Raw genomic sequence first — 18,264 nt, 5'->3', positions numbered from 1 at the left:
CGGAAATGAGAATACAAACCTATGACTCGACTTATGAGAAAAGTTGGGTTTATACAAAGGCTTTGAGTTATCTCTTTTCGCCTTTCTTTGATGATATGAGCCGTCGCAAGGATGAGTTTACCGAAGAACCTTACCAAGATTCGGTTGAGCTTATAGCAGTGGAAGATGATCAGGTTGTGGGGCTTCTAGATATTGGGATTTACACCGAAGAAGCAAGTCGTTCTTATGCATATTATCCGGGAGAAAAGATAGCTTACTTCGCTAATCTGGCTGTCCATCCTGATTTTCAGAATCAAGGGATAGCCAGTCAACTCTTTCAAACTGCTCGAGAGCAGCTGCATGAAAAGAAAGTTGAGGCCTTGATCATCTTCACCAGAGACGGAGAACAAGCAAATCATCTCTATCAGAAGTGGGGCGGCAAGCTGATTTGTCAAGATTATTTAGTTGTCGGGCGACCCAAAGGTCAAATACCGTTTTCTTTCAGCGTTGATACTAAGCAGCAGACAATCTGTCTGATAGATAAGTCAGGAAATTCCTTAGGCTATTATCAAAGAGAAGGGCATTATATTGTCTCAAGGAAAGAAGATTTAGAGCATTTTGAGATTGATGAGCTTTACAAGGAACATACCTATGTCTTGAAAATCGAATAGGGTATTAGAAGTTTCAGCGAAGAGATAACAGCAGGTTCTTTTATGAGGGCCTGCTTTTTGCTATAATGTAAGCAGCATAAAGTGTTTCGGAGGGAAAATAATGAGACTAAAGCATGCATCAGATTCTTGCACGACTATTTTGGTGGGCAAGGAGGCCAGTTACGACGGTTCAACCATTGTGGCTCGTACAGAGGATTCACAAAATGGGGTCTTTACGCCCAAGAAATTTGTTGTAGTGGAGCCGCAAGACCAGCCACGCCATTATCAGTCAGTTTTAACGTCCTTTGAGATGGATTTGCCGGACAATCCAGTCCGCTATACGGCAGTGCCAGATGCAGTTCCCAAAGATGGGATTTGGGGAGCTGCTGGAATTAACAGCTACAATGTTGCTGTCAGCGCAACGGAAACGATTACGACCAACAGCCGCGTACTGGGGGCAGATCCTTTGGTAGAGTCAGGTATCAGCGAGGAAGATATCCTTACGCTGGTTCTTCCCTATATCAAAACAGCTCGCGAAGGGGTTCTACGCTTAGGGAAAATCCTAGAAGAGTACGGCACTTATGAGTCCAATGGGATTGCTATTTCAGATATTAATGAAATCTGGTGGCTGGAAACCATTGGCGGCCACCATTGGATGGCGCGACGCGTACCAGACGATGCCTATGTGACCAATCCCAATCAGCTGGGCAGCGATTATTTTGAATTTGACAATCCAGAGCATTTCCTCTGTCATCCAAATCTCAAAAACTTTATCGAGGAAAACTATCTCAATTTGAATTACTCGGACGAGGGCTTCAATCCGCGCTATGCTTTTGGTAGCCAGAAGGATAAGGATCGCCATTACAATACACCGCGAGCTTGGGATATCCAGCGTTTTCTCAATCCAGAAGTGGAGCAAGAACCAAGGGGTTTCTTCATTCCATGGTGTCGCAAGCCTTACCGCAAAATCACGATCGAAGATGTCAAGTATGTCCTGAGCAGCCACTATCAGGATTCGCCTTATGATCCTTACGGAGCAGAGGGGGACCACCACAGCAGACGGGCCTTTCGGACTATTGGGATTAATCGGACCAGTCAGACAGCCATCTTGCAGCTGCGCCCTAATCAACCGCAGGAAACGACTGGGATCCAGTGGCTATCCTACGGCTCCATGCCTTACAATACAGCTGTTCCTTTCTTTACTCAAGTCTCAACAACGCCAGACTACTTTGCCAACACGACAGACAAGGTTTCGACGGATTCCTTCTACTGGGCTAATCGGATCATTGCTGGGTTGGCTGATGCTCATTTTAGCAGTCATGTCGGAGATTTGGATGATTATCAGGAAAAGACCATGGCCTGGGGTCATGAAATGATTGGTCGGGTAGACCGAGCTCTGACTAAGGGCGAGGATGTGGACTTTGAAGCTGAAAATCAAGCTATGAGCGACAAGGTGCAAGAAGCGACAGACCAGCTCTTGGAGAAAGTTCTCTTGGATGCCAGCAATCTCATGACCAACCATTTCTCACTGAGTGACTAAGGTCTACCCGTAGCAAATATTTTTCTTTCTGTTGCTTTTGGTGTAAAATGTTATCAAAAGTAAGCTATTTAAAGGAGAAGATTTATGGTAGCAGCCGTTACAGATGCAACATTCGCAGAAGAAACAAAAGACGGATTGGTTCTGATTGACTTTTGGGCAACTTGGTGCGGTCCATGCCGTATGCAGGCGCCTATCTTGGAGCAGTTGGCAGGGGAAGTTCATGAGAACGAATTAAAAATCCTTAAGATGGATGTGGATGAAAATCCAAATACTGCCCGTGAATTTGGCATTATGTCCATTCCGACCCTTCTGTTCAAGAAAGAAGGTCAAGTCGTTAAGCAAGTCGCAGGTGTTCACACCAAAGACCAGCTCAAGGCTATTATCGCGGAATTAAGCTAAGCAAGAAGCCTCTGGGCTTCTTTTTTGCATCAAAAAACGTTTACATGCTCAAAAATTTTCACAAAATATTGACAAAAGGCGAATGTTCTTTTAGAATAATAGAAAATTAATAATCAACACCGAACGAAGTTTTTCAGAAAGAGGCGGGCACCTCTGACTGTGAAATGGACGGAACTCTGGAGAGACCATGAATGGCACCGAAGGGGCAAGGCGGTTTAGAACCGCTCAAACTCTCAGGTAAAAGGACAGAGCGAAGAGGCAGGGATTTCCCTACTCCAGCACATCCAGAGTACATGTTTTGCATGTGCTCTTTCTTTTTCTCGGTGTGAAAAGGAGCTTATATCATGTTGGAAATATTGAATCGTCTGGATTCTTTTGTTTGGGGTCCGCCCCTGCTCATTTTGCTGGTTGGTACTGGTATCTATCTCAGTCTGCGTCTGGGCTTGCTGCAGATTTTTCGACTTCCTCGTGCCTTTCGGCTAATCTTTGTATCGGACGAGGAGCATCAGGGCGATGTCTCTAGCTTTGCGGCTCTCTGTACGGCTCTAGCCGCGACTGTGGGAACGGGAAATATCATCGGAGTGGCAACTGCCATTAAAACCGGTGGACCGGGGGCGCTCTTCTGGATGTGGGTGGCTGCTTTCTTTGGGATGGCGACGAAGTATGCCGAGGGCCTCTTAGCTATCAAGTACCGCCGCAAGGATGCTCATGGTGCTATGGCGGGCGGTCCCATGCACTATATCCTATTAGGGATGGGCGAGAAGTGGCGCCCGCTGGCTATCTTTTTTGCAATAGCTGGTATCTTGGTGGCTCTCTTGGGGATTGGGACCTTTACGCAGGTCAATTCCATCACAGAGGCCATGCAGAATACCATTCAGCTGCCTCCAGCTGTGACAGCTTCTATCTTGGCTATTTTGGTGGCTCTGGTTATTTTCAGCGGCATCCAGTCTATCGCTCGAGTATCGACCAAGGTTGTGCCCTTTATGGCAGCTATTTATATCTTGGGGACTGTGACTGTCTTAGCGGTCAATCTCGATCGATTGCTGCCCACACTCCAGCTGGTCTTTAGCTCAGCTTTTAGTCAGACGGCTGCTGTCGGTGGCTTTGCCGGTGCGACCATCCAGATGGCGATTCAAAACGGGGTCGCGCGTGGAGTTTTTTCCAATGAATCTGGTTTGGGGTCAGCACCCATTGCAGCGGCGGCAGCTCGGACCAAGGAACCGGTAGAACAAGGCTTGATTTCTATGACCGGAACCTTCATCGACACCCTGATTATCTGTAGTCTGACAGGCTTGACGATTTTAATCACAGGGGTCTGGGATGGCAATCTTAACGGTGTGTCCTTGACTCAGGCAGCCTTTGCGAGTGTTTTTGCTAATTTTGGTCCGGTTCTGCTTTCAGTCTTTCTAGTTCTGTTTGCCTTTACGACTATCTTGGGCTGGAACTACTATGGTGAGCGCTGTTTTGAATTTCTCTTTGGGGTTCGCTATATCCGCGTTTATCGCCTGCTATTTGTCCTGATGATTGTTCTCGGTGGTTTTGTAGGTCTAGAGGCGGTCTGGATTCTTGCAGATATTGTCAATGCCCTCATGGCCTTGCCGAACTTAATCGCTCTTCTAGCACTCTCTCCTATTGTCATCGGGGAAACAAAGAAATACTTTGACAAGCATCGAAAGAACTAATTTTCGCACATAAAAAAGCCTCTAGTTTTCTGTAATGATGGAAGTCTAGAGGTTTTTTGTCGAAATTAATAGCGTTTTTCTTTTGGCCAGCTGCTCATCTCGGCCACAGCTGTAAAGAGAACGTCAGTAGAAGAGTTGAGGGCGGTCTCGCAGGAGTCCTGAATGACACCGATAACGAAGCCGACGCTGACTACCTGCATGGCCAAATCATTGGAAATCCCAAAGAGGCTGCAGGCGACTGGAATGAGCAAAAGAGAACCGCCAGCTACGCCGGAAGCCCCGCAAGCAGAAATTGCCGCTACGACACTGAGAACGAGAGCCGTTCCAAAGTCAACCCTGATACCCAGCGTGTTGACAGCAGCCAAGGTCAGGGTGTTGATAGTGATGGCGGCCCCTGCCATATTGATAGTAGCGCCTAGAGGAATAGAGACTGAGTAGGTCTCTGGATTGAGCCCCAGATCCCGACAGAGTTTCATGTTGACGGGGATGTTAGCCGCTGAGCTGCGCGTGAAAAAAGCAGTCACACCACTGACTCGCAAGCAGCGCCAGACCAAGGGATAAGGATTTTTCCGCAGCATGATAAAGGTAATCAAAGGATTGATAATCAGAGCGACAATCAGCATGCTGGCTATCAGGACCAGCAATAGGATGCCATAGCTTTTTAGAGCCTGGAAGCCTTTCCCGGAAATGGTCGTGTAGACCAGGCCTAGAATACCGAGAGGGGCTAGATTGATAATCCACTCGACAATCTTAGAAGTGATATCTGCCAAGGTCTGCAGCAGTTCCTTGCTGTGGTGGCTAGCTTCTCGCATGGCAATCCCAAAGATGACAGCCCAGGAAAGGATACCGATATAGTTAGCGGTGATGAGTGCGTTGACGGGATTGTCCACCAGCTGAAGCAGAAGATTGCTGAGGACTTGTCCGATTCCGTCTGGCGGAGAAACCTTTTGGGAGGACGAAGCCAACTCTATACTAATGGGAAAGAAAAAGTTGACCAGAACCGCTACCAAGGCCGCCGCAAAGGTCCCTAGAAGATAGAGCAAGATGACTGTCTTCATATTGCTCTTTTGCCCTTTCTGCTGTTGAGACAGGGCGTTTGCCACCAGAGCGAAGACTAGGAGCGGAGCGATGGCCTTGAGGCCGCCAACGAAGATTTGGCCCAGGAGTCCTATGGCTTGTGCTTGGGGAAAGGTGATAGCCAGCAGGACACCAATGCCAATCCCGATGGAAATCCGCTTGATTAGATTGGTTCTGTTCCAAATAGTGATGAAGCGATGGACCATGTAAGTTCCTTTCTTGTCTTAGATACTTATTTTATTATACGATAGAAAGGGGGTGAAAGCAACGCTAGGTCGGACTAACCATTCTATGTCCGCGCTGATTGGTCTTTGTGGTATAATGGTAGTAATCTTTTTGGAGGTAGCCTATGTCTAAGACCGGAAATGTCTTTTCCCGTTATATCCAGCAGTTTGACTGGTCCAAAATTGCAGATGACCTTTTTTCCAAGCTGGTCTCTTTACTTCTGCTTTTTATCTTATTTTACATCGTTAAGAAAATCCTGCATTTGTCAGTGACCAAGATCATTGCCCCCTCTCTCAAGCTATCCAAGCAGGATGTAGCCAGACAGAAAACTATTACCCGTCTGATTGAGAATCTGCTTAATTATGTCTTGTATTTCCTCTTGATTTACTGGGTTTTATCCATCTTGGGACTGCCAGTTTCCAGCCTTTTAGCTGGTGCCGGAATTGCTGGTGTAGCTATTGGGATGGGAGCTCAGGGCTTCCTGTCGGATCTAGTCAATGGCTTCTTTATTCTTCTCGAGCGACAGTTAGATGTCGGTGACAATGTCCGCCTGACTAACGGTCCTATCAACATCGCTGGAACAGTGATCAGTGTCGGGATTCGGACGACACAAGTGCGGGACGCGGACGGAACGCTTCATTTTGTTCCAAACCGCAATATCATGGTTGTCAGCAATCTGTCTCGTGGAGACATGCGTGTTCTGATTGACATTCCCATTTATGCCCAGACGGATTTAGACGAGATTTACCGCATCATTTCTAAGGTTAATGAAGAAGCAGTGCCAGAACATCCAGAGATTCTCAAGGAACCGGATGTCTTGGGGCCGCAGATGGCTTCAAATGGTCAGTTCAACTTCCGTATCAGCATGATCGTACAAGGTGGCATGCAGGTTTCCGTTTACCATATCTTCTACCGTCTTTACCATGAGGCGCTTTTGCGAGAGGGGATTGAACTTCCGACGCTTGGGCCTCTTACAAAAGGCGAGTAATTATTGATTAGAAAGGTCCATATGAATCAGCGAATTCAGCAGGAAATTGTCAGTGAGGACAATCATGTTTACCATTTAAAACGTCCTCTTCACAAGCAGGGTCTCTTTTGGGCAGCTCTGGTGTCTGGTATTATCATCTTTCTTCTGGCCTTGCTCAGCATTCTCCTCGTCATTACTACGATTGGCCTTATGGAGGAAAATGACCATCTCAAGTCTCTCACAGGCTACCATAACTCGCCTTTAGAGACCTATTCTAGCCATGCTTTTGAGAAAACAGTTGAATTTTCCAGTGGACTCAAGGTGACCGTTCATTCGGCAGTGGAAGACAACAAAAAAGTCATGAGCGATGAGTCAACAGGAGTAGCTGTCGTTGCGACTATCACGGTTGAAAACACTTCTAAAAAGCCCATTCTGGTCAGTCCTTATGATTTTGGACTCTATGACAAGAAGGAAAATGTCTATATTTTGGATGGCTCAACCTTTGACGATACACAAATCGGCACCAATCTGGCGCCAGGGAAGTCTATCCGCTTTGACTTAGTATTTGACGGGGAAGGCGGCGATGAGGATACCTATACTGTGACCTACGAAAATGCTAAGTGGCAAAAGGAGAAAAACAAGACAAAGCAAGAGAAAAAGAAGGAGCAATAGGGAAAATTATCCTATTACCCTAATGCCTTTGCTACTTTCCGCACTAGATTTGAAAATGGAGACAGCAAACTGTATAGATAAAAGAAGATTTGAGACGAAAGTTTCAAATCTTTTTCTTGACTCTGACCTTAGAGGAGGGTGTATACTGGTGGAAATTAGAAAAGGAGATTACCATGAAAATCAATATGATTCGTTCGGATAAAGTTTATCAAGAGATGCTCGAGCTGCCTTTAGAAAAGAGAGAAGGTTGTTTTCGAGCTAAGATTTTAGCACCTTTTGCAACAAAATATCAAACACAACACATTCCTCTGAAAGCGAAGTATCCCGGAGGATTTGATGCTCTTTTCCTACTTGGCTTTATGAATCAGCTACCCGGCACTCTGTCAGAAAAGGATAGGCCGGCTATTGATGCTCTGAGCTCTGATCAACTCTGGCAAAATTGTCAAGATACCATCAAGAGGAGTATAGGTCTTTTTGAGCAAGCTGGCTATGATTTAGAGGTTGAGGATTACCATTTTACTATTTTATTGGGAAATCCTGAAAAACCTATGTTGCAGCTTAATAAGGGTTACAGTGGAGATGGAGGAATTCCAGGCTACCTCATGCTTAGTCTGCTACCGAATGACTATACTTTGCCACGTGTGCAGGCGGCTCTGGCCCACGAGTGCAACCATAATGTCCGCTTCCAATTTATCAAATGGAACCAGCAGACGACACTAGCAGACTGGGTAGTTAGTGAAGGATTGGCAGAGTCTTTTGCAGCTGAACTCTATGGAAAGGAGCTCATCGGACCTTGGGTCACTTCAACCAGTCCAGAACAATTAGAAGAGATTAAACCCATCATCTCCAGTCAGCTTCAACTAACGGGGATGGCGGAAATGGCTCCTTATCTCTACGGTGATGAAATCGCTGAGATTCAAGGTCAAATACCAGTCGGTATGCCTTATGCTGCAGGCTATGCTTATGGTTATCATCTGATACAAGCTTATCTGAAAAAGACTGGCAAGAACATTATTGAGGCTACGGTAACACAGACGGCAGAGATTTTAGAGGCAACTAAAGACTTTTGGAAATGACACATTTTTGCTTGAAAATCTACCAGAACCTGATATAATGTAGGTGATTTCTGGAGGTATCAGTATGCATTATAAAAGAATTGAATTAAAAGTCACAAATCAAGGTATCCATGAGCGCAAGATTTTTCAAGGGGTTAAAATTTTCAGCCGTAGCAAGCTGTCCAAAGATCAGAAAAGCATTCTGACGCAAAAGATTTACCTGACACCGAAGCAAAACATTGTTTACTATCAACGGACAGATATCAACTATGACCAGGACTGGCATCATAATAAGGACTATTATGAACTAACTTATGGCCAGTTGGACAGAGAAACTGTCTTTAAGGTTTGCCAAGATTTTGACGAACTAAGTCCTTTTCTGGAGACTGAGCTGCTTGAGAAGCTAAAAGAAAAGCAGTCAGCAGGCAAATTTTTTGAAAAATTAGATATATAAAAATCCGGCTGCTTTGATAAGCAGTCGGATTTCTTTAGATTCGTATTAAACGATAATTGAATCTTCTCTCTTTTTAAGTTTCTTTGAAGTCGATAAAACAGGACAACTTTCATCAAAAGATGATAACTAAACAAAAATTGAGATAACTGTGCCACGTCGTCTATGTTGACATCTTTGAAAAATGAGCGTATAATCAAGAAAAATGATTGAGTGCTCACTCAATTTATAGATAAACAAAGGAGCTTATGAAATGGTTGTTCAAGCAATACAGTATAGTCGTTTCGGTGATGAAGAAGTACTAGATTTGGTGAACATTAAATCTGATGTTTTGGAAGTGAATCAAGTTAGGGTAGAAGTTTATGCAGTTGGTTTAAATCCTATTGATTATAAGACTTTTGAGGGTGCAAAGCCACTTCGTTTTCTATCTTTTATGACGAAACTAAGGAAGCCAAGTCGTTGTTTTGAGTCAAAATCATCTCTTTTTCCAAGAGGTGTTGGTCGGGATTTTGCTGGAGTTATCACAGAAATCGGTGAAGGAGTAAGTCGGTTTGCAGTAGGGGACAAGGTTTTTGGAACAATGATTAGTGACCCTGGATTGGGAACCAAGAGGGGAGCTTTGGCAACAGAAATTTGTGTCAATGAATCGGAAATCGTATCGAAACCAGATATGATTGATATGAATCATGCTGCTACTATGGGGGTAGCTTCTCTAACAGTGGGAGGTGCTTTTAGAAAAATTGAGTTAAGTTCTAAAGATATTGTGGTTATTTCAGCAGCGGCAGGTGGTATTGGAAGTATTGCAGTACAGTATGCAGTTGCTAAGGGTGCAACAGTTATCGGAATTGCAAGTAAGAAGAATTCAGAATATCTGAAGTCTTTAGGTGCTATACCAGTAGCTTACGAAGAGAACATCCAGAATGCTCTTCTATCAGCAAGTCCAAAGCCGATTACAAAATTCTTGGATTGCTATGGAAGTGATTATGTTAAATTAGCTTTCAGTTTGGGATTGAAGGGCACGGATATTGGAACGCTAGTACCTTCATCATATGTTATGATAAGAGGAGCTCAGTTCACGGGTCCGAGACATTCCACATATGATGATTTGAACACTCTGGCGGAAATGGTCTCAGATGGGAAGGTTTGGCTGAATATTGATCAGGTTTATGATTTTTCTCTAAAGTCAGTTAGAGAGGCATATCGTAGTCTGAAGTTGGGGCACACTCGAGGTAAAAAAGTCGTAAAAGTAAGAGAGTAGAAGAGAGGTGCTAGCAATGGATAGTTTAGAACAAAAGTATGCACAGACATTAGAAAATAGCAACTTGAGTATAAAACAACGTCAAGTATTATTATCAAGTCTAAAGTTATTTTCAGAAATTGGTTTTGAGAATACAACAGCAAGCCTTATTGCTAAGGAGGCTGGAGTTTCAGAAGGGACCGTTTTTAGTTACTTTAAAACCAAGGAAGGAATATTAGAAGCTATTCTGTCGACTTTTCTCGAACAGGTTATTCCAGATGTGATTGCTGATTTTTCTGAGAAGAAATTTACAGCAAACCAAGAATCTTTTCCAGTGTTTTTGAGAAGCATTGTTCGAGATAGACTAGTTTTCGTTCAGGAGAATCAAATGCAAGTTAAAATTCTCTTGAGTCGTTCTTTTATTGATAAAAATATTTCTGACCAGTTAGGGAATGTTATTGTTCACTCTATTATTAAGCCAATTAGTCCAGTTCTGAATCAGTTTAAAGAAAATGGTGTTATCCGAGATTGGTCAAATGAAAGAATCGTTCGTTATATTCTAGCCTTGAGTCTTTCTTATGTTATTCCAATGATGTTGAATGATAAGGAAGATGTGAACATAGATGAAGCAGTAAACGAAATTGTTGACTGCCTATCTTCTGCCTTAGTAGAAGTAAAATAAATCTTGATTTTTAAGCTTACTATTAAAAATAGTGAGCTTTTTTGAGACCAACATAAAAATCCCCAATCGGAGTGATTGAGGATTGAAAAAATAAATTGAAACAATACCTTGGGCAATCATAGCATTGGCTACGTTTTCGAAGACAGGGATATTGGCACTAGCCAGATATCTTTGCCAAGTCAGTCAGCTTCTGCAGTAGTTTTAGCTGTGTTGAGGATGTTGGTCATGATGTTCTTGAGACAGCCAGAGTATACTGACATCTATTCATCTGATAAGAGGGATTTTATCATCCAGATATTCATAGCTGGGTGGCCGGCGGCGTTAGAAAGTGGTTGTTGCAGTGATGTGAAACCATAGTGTTGATAGATGGCCACGGCCGTAGCCAGTTCAGTAGAGGTTTCTAGATAAAGCTGTTCATAACCTGCTAGGCGGGCTTCCTGAAATATCCGCTTTATCAACCGGCTGGAATAACCTTTGCCACGACTATTTTTAGTGACATACAGTTTTTGTAATTCAGCAATCTTATTAGACACAGGTGCAAAGCCACCACAGCCAACGAGATGGCCTTCATCTTCCAGAATAAAGTAAGCCGCCCTCTCTTGATGTTGATAATAGTCGGCCAAATGATCTAGATGAGAATCAAAGTAGACAGTTCCTGGTTTATCAAGCCCGAATTCTTCTAGGCTGGCTCGAATGAGCTGCGCTACAGTTGGATTGTCTCTCACTTCCATTGGCCGTAAGTTCATGATTTGTCCTCCGATAGGATGTATCGACTAGTTAAACAATACCTTGTGCAATCATAGCGTTTGCTACGTTTTCGAAGGCAGCGATATTTGCTCCTGCAAGGTAGTCAGTACCAAGACCATATGTTTCAGCAGTTGTTTTAGCTGTGTTGAAGATGTTTGTCATGATGTCTTTGAGACGTCCGTCAACTTCTTCGCGAGTCCATGACAGACGAAGGCTGTTTTGGCTCATTTCAAGGGCAGATACAGCAACACCACCAGCATTAGCAGCTTTGGCAGGTCCGTAGAAGATACCATTCTCTTTGTAAACTGCGATAGCATCCAGGTCGCTCGGCATGTTGGCACCTTCAGATACGCAGATAACTCCTTGAGCGACTAAGCGTTTGGCAGCTTCACCATTGATTTCATTTTGTGTCGCACATGGTAGAGCGATGTCATATTTCTCAGCGTAAGTCCAGACAGAACCTTCATGGTAAGTAGCAGTTGCTTTTTCAGCAGCATATTCTGTCAAGCGAGCGCGGCGTTTTTCTTTAACATCAACCAAAAGATCAAAGTCAATACCGTTTTCATCGATAACATAACCGTTTGAGTCAGAAACAGAGATAACAGTTGCACCAAGCTCAGTTGCTTTTTGAAGAGCGTATTGGGCTACGTTACCAGAACCGGAAATAACCACTTTTTTGCCAGCAAAGCTTTGGCCGTTAGCCTTGAGCATTTCTTCGGTATAGTAAACCAAGCCATAGCCAGTTGCTTCCGGACGGATCAAGCTGCCGCCAAATCCAAGAGGTTTACCAGTCAAGACACCGGCATCAAATTGGTTAAGGCGTTTGTATTGACCGTAAAGGTAGCCGATTTCGCGTCCACCGACACCGATATCACCAGCTGGAACGTCAAGAGATGGGCCGATGTGCTTTTGCAATTCTGTCATAAAGCTTTGGCAGAAACGCATCACTTCAGCATCAGTTTTACCTTTAGGATCAAAGTCAGATCCACCTTTACCACCACCGATTGGCAGGCCAGTCAAGACATTTTTAAAGATTTGCTCAAATCCAAGGAATTTCAAGATACCTTGGTTTACAGTTGGGTGGAAACGAAGTCCGCCTTTATAAGGACCAACTGCTGAGTTAAATTGTACGCGGTAACCACGGTTGACTTGTACGTTACCTTCGCGGTCTACCCAAGGAACACGGAAGCTGATAACGCGCTCAGGCTCAGTAATACGTGCTAGGATGTTTTCTTCGATGTATTCTGGGTGTTTTTCAAAAACGGGCTCCAGAGTATTGAGAAACTCTTCAACAGCTTGGAGGAATTCTGCCTCGTGTCCGTTGCGGGCTTTTACGGTCTCGAAAGTGCTTTGGATATATTCTTTAGCAGTTGTCATCTGTCATTCTCCTTTAAATAAAATAGTAAACCATCCTGCCGGAAGCTGCTTGCAGCTTGTGTGATGAGGATGTGTTTAAATTTTTAAAACAGGCATCTTTTAGATGTCATATTTTATTACATGGAACATTATAGCAGACTTTTTTTCTCTTGTAAAGAAAAAAGTTGAATTTTCTAAAAATTTCCACAATTTATTTTCTGAAACATTCCAGAAAATAGTCAAGCGAACGGGATGTTTTCCGAACGTTAGTCAGGAATTGCTGGTTTAAAAAACGAAAAAGTGGAGTTTGGTGATATAATAGAGGAAATGAGCTAAAGGCACTCGCCTTCAGAAAAAAAGGAGCGTTTTACTATGGTTTCGACATCTACACAGATTGCTGGTTTTGCATTTGACAACTGCCTGATGAATGCAGCTGGGGTTGCCTGCATGACAAAAGAGGAACTGGCAGAAGTCAAAGATTCTGCTGCGGGAACTTTTGTGACCAAGACAGCGACGCTGGAATTTCGTCAGGGAAACCCAGAACCGCGCTATCAGGATGTTCCGCTGGGGTCTATCAACTCCATGGGCCTGCCCAACAATGGTTTAGACTACTATCTTGACTACCTGCTGGAACTCCAGGAAAGCGAACCAAATCGCGCTTTCTTCCTCTCTTTGGTCGGTATGTCGCCAGAAGAAACCCACACCATTCTTAAGAAAGTGCAGGCAAGTGACTTTAAAGGCATTACTGAGCTCAATCTCTCCTGCCCCAATGTCCCTGGCAAGCCGCAGATTGCCTATGACTTTGAAACGACGGAAAAAATCTTGTCAGAAGTTTTTGCTTATTTCAAAAAGCCCCTAGGCATTAAGTTGCCTCCTTATTTTGACATTGTGCATTTTGACCAGACCGCTGCGATTTTTAACAAATATCCGCTTAAGTTTGTCAATTGTGTAAACTCAATCGGAAACGGTCTTTATATAGAAGATGAGTCAGTGGTCATTCGTCCGAAAAATGGTTTTGGAGGTATCGGAGGTCAGTACATCAAGCCGACTGCTCTGGCCAATGTCCATGCCTTTTACCAACGCCTTAAACCGGAAATCCAAATCATTGGTACTGGTGGTGTCCTGACGGGGCGCGATGCCTTTGAACATATCCTCTGTGGAGCCAGTATGGTGCAGGTAGGAACAACCCTTCATAAAGAAGGAGTGGCAGCCTTCGAGCGTATCACCACAGAACTCAAGGCTATTATGGAAGAAAAAGGCTATGAAAACCTGGAAGATTTCCGAGGGAAATTGAAGTATATTGAGGAGTAATCTTCTATACAAGAGTTGTAGTGATTTGAAATGAAGAACATGGCTGGGTTGATTGTCATTAAGACCCAGCTTTTCATATCAATTTGAAGAAAGTTCTAATCAAATTGCTATAATTTCAACTCCTTCTATGAGAAAATAGACGCAAAGAAATGAGGTGTTTTTATGGCAGAAATTTATTTAGCAGGCGGATGCTTCTGGGGCTTGGAAGAGTACTTTTCTCGCATTGAGGGTGTGGCGGAAACGACAGTGGGCTACGCCAATGGACAGGTGGAATCAACTAACTACCAGCTGATTCATCAAACGGACCATGCAGAGACGGTTCATCTGGTCTATGATGAAAAGCGGGTCAGCCTGCGGGAAATCCTGCTCTATTATTTCCGAGTCATTGATCCTCTGTCAGTCAATAAGCAGGGAAATGATGTAGGACGTCAGTATCGGACAGGTGTTTACTATACGGATCAAGCCGATAAGACAGTCATTGAGCAGGTCTTTGCTGAGCAGGAAAAGCAGCTGGGACAAAAGATTGCTGTTGAGCTAGAGCCTTTGCGCCACTATGTCCTAGCTGAGGACTATCATCAGGATTATCTCAAGAAAAATCCCGGTGGCTACTGCCATATCAATGTCAATGATGCCTATCAGCCCTTGGTCGATCCAGGCCAATACGAGAAGCCTACAGATGTGGAACTAAAAGAGCAGCTGACGGAAGAGCAGTATCAGGTGACCCAGCATAGTGCGACAGAGCGCCCTTTCCATAATGCCTACAATGCCACTTTTGAAGAAGGGATTTATGTTGATGTGACGACTGGTGAGCCCCTCTTTTTTGCTGGAGACAAGTTTGAGTCTGGCTGCGGCTGGCCTAGCTTTAGCCGGCCCATTGCCAGAGATGTTCTAAAATACTATGAAGACAAGAGTCATGGTATGGAGCGGATCGAAGTGCGCAGCCGTTCTGGCAATGCCCATCTGGGGCATGTCTTTACAGACGGTCCAGAAGCTGCAGGCGGCTTACGCTACTGCATCAACTCAGCAGCTCTGCGATTTATTCCAAAAGAGAAAATGGAAGCAGAAGGATATGGTTATCTGCTGACCTTCATGCAGTAAAAGGGCATAAAATCAACTCAAATGCTTCAATCAGTCATATATTTTTTTTATCACGGCGATAAATTATTTATATAAGCCAAGTCTCCTTGAACATGGTAAAATGAGAAGTAATCTTATAAAATAGAAGATTTAGAATTTTATTCATTAAAGGAGAATAAATGATGAATTTGAAAAAAATCTTTTCAATTGGCTTAGTAGGCCTTGCAGCCTTGGGTTTGGCAGCTTGCGGAGGCTCTTCTAGTAAGGAGAGCAAATCAGCAGACGGACCTGTAACTGTCAAGGTTGGGGTGATGAGCCTGAGTGATACAGAAGAAGCGCGCTGGAACAAGGTTCAAGAGATTCTTGACAAAGAAAATGCAGGTGTTAAATTAGAGTATACGCAGTTTACTGACTACTCTCAGCCTAACCAAGCTCTGCTTGACGGTGATGTGGATATCAACGCTTTCCAACATTACAATTTCCTTGAAAACTGGAACAAAGAGAAGGGAGCAGACCTTGTGTCTGTTGCGGATACCTATATCGCACCTATTCGTCTCTACTCTGGTACAAAGGACGGCAAAAATAAATATACAGATGTGAAAGACATCCCAGAAAATGGTACGATTGCTGTTCCAAATGATGCGACAAATGAGAGCCGTGCTCTTTATCTTCTTGAATCAGCTGGCTTGATCAAGCTTGATGTTAAAGGTAAGGAACTTGCGACTGTTGCCAATATCAAAGAAAATAAGAAGAATCTGACAATTTCTGAGTTGGACGCTTCTCAAACACCAGCTTCTCTGACTTCAGCAGATGCTGCAGTTGTCAATAATACTTTCGTCCGCGAAGCAGGTATTGACTACAAGAAGGCCCTCTTCAAAGAAGAAGCCAATGAAAACTCAAAACAATGGTATAACCTGATTGCAGCGAAACCAGATTGGAAGAAATCAGACAAGGTTGACGCGATTGAAAAAATTATCAAGGCTTACCACACTGATGAAGTGAAAAAAGTTATCGAAGAATCATCAGATGGTATGGATCAGCCAGTTTGGTAATTATTTTCCAGCAGAAGGTCATTGTATTGAATAAATGAAATGATTAAGAAGGGCGGAGATTAGCTTCTCCAGCCCTTTATCTGCTATTATGATCATTTAGTTTAATCATTATCTAGCTTTGAGCTAGGTCGGTATAGATTGTAGCTTATGATTTTACATTTCCCTAGTCGAGCGACAGGCGGAAAGCAAACTAAGAGGCTATAGTGGCTAAATCTCATATTGGACAAATCAAGGAGTGAATCGGAAATTATGGGCAAAGAAATTATCAAATTGGATCACATTGATGTCGTTTTTAAGCAAAAAAAGCAAGACATTAAGGCTGTAGAAGATGTGACCATTCATATTAATCAGGGTGATATTTATGGAATTGTAGGCTATTCTGGTGCCGGGAAATCTACTCTGGTCCGTGTCATTAACTTGCTGCAGGTGCCGTCTGCTGGTAAGATTACGGTGGATGATACGGTTTTCTATGATCATCATCAGGTTCAGCTTACTGCAGCTCAGCTGCGCCAAAAGCGTAAGGATATCGGGATGATTTTCCAGCATTTTAACCTCATGGCACAGATGACAGCCAAGGAAAATGTTGCCTTTGCGCTCAAGCATTCACCTTTATCAGCTGCTGAAAAAGAGAAGAAAGTTCATACGCTTTTAGACTTGGTAGGCTTAGCAGATCGGGCGGACAATTATCCTGCCCAGCTGTCTGGCGGTCAGAAGCAGCGGGTGGCTATTGCGCGGGCCTTGGCCAATGATCCCAAAATCCTAATCTCGGACGAGTCCACATCCGCTCTGGATCCTAAGACCACCAAGCAGATTTTGGCTCTATTGCAGGATTTGAATCAAAAATTGGGTCTGACTATTGTCCTCATTACCCACGAAATGCAGATTGTCAAGGACATTGCTAACCGGGTAGCAGTCATGCAGAATGGCCGACTGATTGAAGAAGGCTCAGTTCTGGATATTTTCTCTAATCCCAAGAATGAGCTGACTCAAGACTTCATTACGACCGCAACGGGTATCAATGAGGCTATGATCAAAATCAACCAGCAAAAGATTGTGCAAAACCTGCCGGAAAATTCCATTCTGGCCCACCTGAAATACTCAGGTGTGGTAACGGACACAGCCATTATAAACGATATTTACAAGCAGTATCACATATCTGCCAATATTCTTCACGCCAATATTGAGATTTTAGATCATGTACCGGTCGGCGAAATGGTCGTTATCTTATCTGGAGAGACCGAGCAACTGGCGGCGGTGCAGGAAGGTCTGCGCGAAGCAGGAGTAGAGCTGCATGTTCTGAAAGAAGGGAGTAACTAATGCTACAGCTGATTCAACAATTTATGCCCAATGTTTATAGAATGGGCTGGTCTGGGCAGGCTGGCTGGGGAACAGCTATTTACCTGACTCTGTATATGACCATCATTCCTTTCTTTATCGGAGGGATTCTAGGCTTTATCGCAGGTCTCTTGCTTGTCTTGACAGGGCCGAGAGGTATTTTGGAAAATAGACTTGTCTTTTTCGTCTTGGACAAAGTTACCTCTATCTTCCGGGCTATTCCGTTCATCATTCTCCTCGCCCTCATCAATCCTTTTACTCGGATTATTGTGGGAACTGGGATTGGACCGACTGCGGCCTTGGTGCCTCTTTCACTGGCTGTTTTTCCTTTCTTTGCCCGTCAGGTTCAGGTGGTCTTATCCGAACTAGACCGAGGAGTCATTGAGGCGGCGCAGGCTAGTGGAGCAACTTTCTGGGACATTGTCGGTGTTTACCTGCGGGAAGGTCTGCCGGACTTGATTCGGGTGACGACTGTTACGCTGATCTCTCTGGTTGGTGAGACCGCTATGGCCGGAGCGATTGGAGCTGGTGGACTGGGAAATGTTGCCCTGACTTATGGTTATCAACGTTTCAATCATGATGTGACCATTCTTGCGACTATTCTTATTTTGCTGCTCATCTTCTTTATTCAGTTTATCGGGGATTTCCTGACACGGAAGATTAGTCATAGATAATGATTGACAACTAGAGCCTTAGCTGGGGCTCTTTTTTATGCTATAATTTTATAAAAAGACTTGCACAATTAGATTAGGCTTGTTATAATAGCTAAA

General features: G+C 43.9%; 18 protein-coding genes, 1 pseudogene and 1 riboswitch. Of the genes and pseudogenes, 15 read left to right on the top strand and 4 right to left on the bottom strand.

The genetic code is table 11. The features are described from left to right. Positions 1-5: 5 nt before the first annotated feature. From RSK81_RS10765 to RSK81_RS10750, 4 genes are all read left to right on the top strand, one after another. The gene (locus tag RSK81_RS10765; protein WP_002918161.1) at positions 6-650 is read left to right on the top strand and encodes a GNAT family N-acetyltransferase; all 645 of its coding nucleotides are present in this window, start codon (positions 6-8) and stop codon (positions 648-650) included. Between the two features lie 100 nt (positions 651-750). After that, entirely contained in the window at positions 751-2,169 is a 1,419-nt protein-coding gene (locus RSK81_RS10760) for a C69 family dipeptidase (protein WP_002918160.1), read from the top strand. 84 nt (positions 2,170-2,253) lie between these two features. Beyond that, positions 2,254-2,568, top strand: coding sequence for a thioredoxin (gene trxA / locus RSK81_RS10755; RefSeq protein ID WP_002901492.1), 315 nt, complete (start codon positions 2,254-2,256; stop codon positions 2,566-2,568). Between the two features lie 166 nt (positions 2,569-2,734). Next, a riboswitch (glycine riboswitch) is annotated at positions 2,735-2,827 on the top strand. Positions 2,828-2,912: 85 nt separating this feature from the next. Next, a complete protein-coding gene (locus RSK81_RS10750) occupies positions 2,913-4,250 on the top strand; it encodes an alanine/glycine:cation symporter family protein (protein WP_002903371.1) in 1,338 nt (445 codons plus the stop codon). 65 nt (positions 4,251-4,315) lie between these two features. Here RSK81_RS10750 and sstT read toward each other — a convergent pair whose 3' ends face one another. Next, positions 4,316-5,533, bottom strand: coding sequence for a serine/threonine transporter SstT (gene sstT, locus RSK81_RS10745; RefSeq protein WP_002901488.1), 1,218 nt, complete (start codon positions 5,531-5,533; stop codon positions 4,316-4,318). Between the two features lie 143 nt (positions 5,534-5,676). On the opposite strand from sstT, the gene RSK81_RS10740 reads away from it, so the two are divergent. The 6 genes from RSK81_RS10740 to RSK81_RS10715 all read left to right on the top strand — a co-directional run bounded on the left by RSK81_RS10740 (position 5,677) and on the right by RSK81_RS10715 (position 10,616). Next, positions 5,677-6,540, top strand: coding sequence for a mechanosensitive ion channel family protein (locus RSK81_RS10740; protein ID WP_315686782.1), 864 nt, complete (start codon positions 5,677-5,679; stop codon positions 6,538-6,540). Positions 6,541-6,561: 21 nt separating this feature from the next. Then, positions 6,562-7,191, top strand: a complete 630-nt coding sequence (locus RSK81_RS10735; protein WP_315686780.1) for a DUF4352 domain-containing protein — start codon at positions 6,562-6,564, stop codon at positions 7,189-7,191. Positions 7,192-7,364: 173 nt separating this feature from the next. Next, positions 7,365-8,267 (top strand): DUF2268 domain-containing protein, encoded by a 903-nt coding sequence (locus RSK81_RS10730; protein WP_315686778.1) that lies wholly within the window; start codon positions 7,365-7,367, stop codon positions 8,265-8,267. A gap of 64 nt (positions 8,268-8,331) precedes the next feature. Further along, the gene (locus RSK81_RS10725) at positions 8,332-8,700 is read left to right on the top strand and encodes an EXLDI protein (RefSeq protein ID WP_315686776.1); all 369 of its coding nucleotides are present in this window, start codon (positions 8,332-8,334) and stop codon (positions 8,698-8,700) included. Between the two features lie 250 nt (positions 8,701-8,950). Beyond that, positions 8,951-9,955, top strand: a complete 1,005-nt coding sequence (locus RSK81_RS10720; RefSeq protein ID WP_002903364.1) for an NADP-dependent oxidoreductase — start codon at positions 8,951-8,953, stop codon at positions 9,953-9,955. Between the two features lie 16 nt (positions 9,956-9,971). Further along, the gene (locus RSK81_RS10715; RefSeq protein WP_315686774.1) at positions 9,972-10,616 is read left to right on the top strand and encodes a TetR/AcrR family transcriptional regulator; all 645 of its coding nucleotides are present in this window, start codon (positions 9,972-9,974) and stop codon (positions 10,614-10,616) included. 99 nt (positions 10,617-10,715) lie between these two features. Here RSK81_RS10715 and RSK81_RS10710 read toward each other — a convergent pair. The 3 genes and pseudogenes from RSK81_RS10710 to gdhA form a co-directional block, all read right to left on the bottom strand. Further along, positions 10,716-10,861 (bottom strand): annotated as a pseudogene (locus tag RSK81_RS10710) (NADP oxidoreductase); the annotation flags it as partial. 15 nt (positions 10,862-10,876) lie between these two features. Continuing rightward, positions 10,877-11,362 (bottom strand): GNAT family N-acetyltransferase, encoded by a 486-nt coding sequence (locus tag RSK81_RS10705; protein WP_315686772.1) that lies wholly within the window; start codon positions 11,360-11,362, stop codon positions 10,877-10,879. A 31-nt stretch (positions 11,363-11,393) separates the two neighbouring features. After that, positions 11,394-12,740 (bottom strand): NADP-specific glutamate dehydrogenase, encoded by a 1,347-nt coding sequence (gdhA, locus tag RSK81_RS10700; RefSeq protein ID WP_049553248.1) that lies wholly within the window; start codon positions 12,738-12,740, stop codon positions 11,394-11,396. Positions 12,741-13,091: 351 nt separating this feature from the next. Between gdhA and RSK81_RS10695 the strand changes: the two genes are divergently transcribed. From RSK81_RS10695 to RSK81_RS10675, 5 genes are all read left to right on the top strand, one after another. Then, the gene (locus RSK81_RS10695; RefSeq protein ID WP_315686770.1) at positions 13,092-14,030 is read left to right on the top strand and encodes a dihydroorotate oxidase; all 939 of its coding nucleotides are present in this window, start codon (positions 13,092-13,094) and stop codon (positions 14,028-14,030) included. A gap of 162 nt (positions 14,031-14,192) precedes the next feature. Continuing rightward, positions 14,193-15,128 (top strand): peptide-methionine (R)-S-oxide reductase MsrB, encoded by a 936-nt coding sequence (msrB, locus tag RSK81_RS10690; RefSeq protein WP_315686768.1) that lies wholly within the window; start codon positions 14,193-14,195, stop codon positions 15,126-15,128. A gap of 158 nt (positions 15,129-15,286) precedes the next feature. Then, complete coding sequence (locus RSK81_RS10685) at positions 15,287-16,159, top strand: MetQ/NlpA family ABC transporter substrate-binding protein (protein ID WP_002926744.1); 873 nt, start codon at positions 15,287-15,289, stop codon at positions 16,157-16,159. 249 nt (positions 16,160-16,408) lie between these two features. Continuing rightward, complete coding sequence (locus RSK81_RS10680; protein WP_002934700.1) at positions 16,409-17,476, top strand: methionine ABC transporter ATP-binding protein; 1,068 nt, start codon at positions 16,409-16,411, stop codon at positions 17,474-17,476. Beyond that, positions 17,476-18,168: a methionine ABC transporter permease gene (locus tag RSK81_RS10675; protein ID WP_315686765.1), complete on the top strand. Its 693-nt coding sequence runs from the start codon at positions 17,476-17,478 to the stop codon at positions 18,166-18,168. Before RSK81_RS10680 ends, RSK81_RS10675 begins: the two co-directional genes overlap by 1 nt. The last annotated feature ends 96 nt before the right edge of the window (positions 18,169-18,264 follow it).

It is taken from the genome of Streptococcus sp. DTU_2020_1000888_1_SI_GRL_NUU_041A (assembly GCF_032387735.1).
GTDB lineage: Bacteria > Bacillota > Bacilli > Lactobacillales > Streptococcaceae > Streptococcus > Streptococcus sanguinis.
Note: the sequence above shows the minus strand (reverse complement) of the source record. Positions and strands in the feature narration are given on the sequence as shown.

Coding starts and splice junctions, on each gene's coding strand:
- trxA (WP_002901492.1), top strand. CDS start 2,254: ATGGTAGCAGCCGTTACAGATGCAACATTCGCAGAAGAAACAAAAGAC.
- RSK81_RS10695 (WP_315686770.1), top strand. CDS start 13,092: ATGGTTTCGACATCTACACAGATTGCTGGTTTTGCATTTGACAACTGC.
- RSK81_RS10730 (WP_315686778.1), top strand. CDS start 7,365: ATGAAAATCAATATGATTCGTTCGGATAAAGTTTATCAAGAGATGCTC.
- RSK81_RS10705 (WP_315686772.1), bottom strand. CDS start 11,362: ATGAACTTACGGCCAATGGAAGTGAGAGACAATCCAACTGTAGCGCAG.
- sstT (WP_002901488.1), bottom strand. CDS start 5,533: ATGGTCCATCGCTTCATCACTATTTGGAACAGAACCAATCTAATCAAG.
- RSK81_RS10740 (WP_315686782.1), top strand. CDS start 5,677: ATGTCTAAGACCGGAAATGTCTTTTCCCGTTATATCCAGCAGTTTGAC.
- RSK81_RS10735 (WP_315686780.1), top strand. CDS start 6,562: ATGAATCAGCGAATTCAGCAGGAAATTGTCAGTGAGGACAATCATGTT.
- RSK81_RS10715 (WP_315686774.1), top strand. CDS start 9,972: ATGGATAGTTTAGAACAAAAGTATGCACAGACATTAGAAAATAGCAAC.
- RSK81_RS10750 (WP_002903371.1), top strand. CDS start 2,913: ATGTTGGAAATATTGAATCGTCTGGATTCTTTTGTTTGGGGTCCGCCC.
- RSK81_RS10675 (WP_315686765.1), top strand. CDS start 17,476: ATGCTACAGCTGATTCAACAATTTATGCCCAATGTTTATAGAATGGGC.
- msrB (WP_315686768.1), top strand. CDS start 14,193: ATGGCAGAAATTTATTTAGCAGGCGGATGCTTCTGGGGCTTGGAAGAG.
- RSK81_RS10680 (WP_002934700.1), top strand. CDS start 16,409: ATGGGCAAAGAAATTATCAAATTGGATCACATTGATGTCGTTTTTAAG.
- RSK81_RS10720 (WP_002903364.1), top strand. CDS start 8,951: ATGGTTGTTCAAGCAATACAGTATAGTCGTTTCGGTGATGAAGAAGTA.
- RSK81_RS10765 (WP_002918161.1), top strand. CDS start 6: ATGAGAATACAAACCTATGACTCGACTTATGAGAAAAGTTGGGTTTAT.
- gdhA (WP_049553248.1), bottom strand. CDS start 12,740: ATGACAACTGCTAAAGAATATATCCAAAGCACTTTCGAGACCGTAAAA.
- RSK81_RS10760 (WP_002918160.1), top strand. CDS start 751: ATGAGACTAAAGCATGCATCAGATTCTTGCACGACTATTTTGGTGGGC.
- RSK81_RS10725 (WP_315686776.1), top strand. CDS start 8,332: ATGCATTATAAAAGAATTGAATTAAAAGTCACAAATCAAGGTATCCAT.
- RSK81_RS10685 (WP_002926744.1), top strand. CDS start 15,287: ATGATGAATTTGAAAAAAATCTTTTCAATTGGCTTAGTAGGCCTTGCA.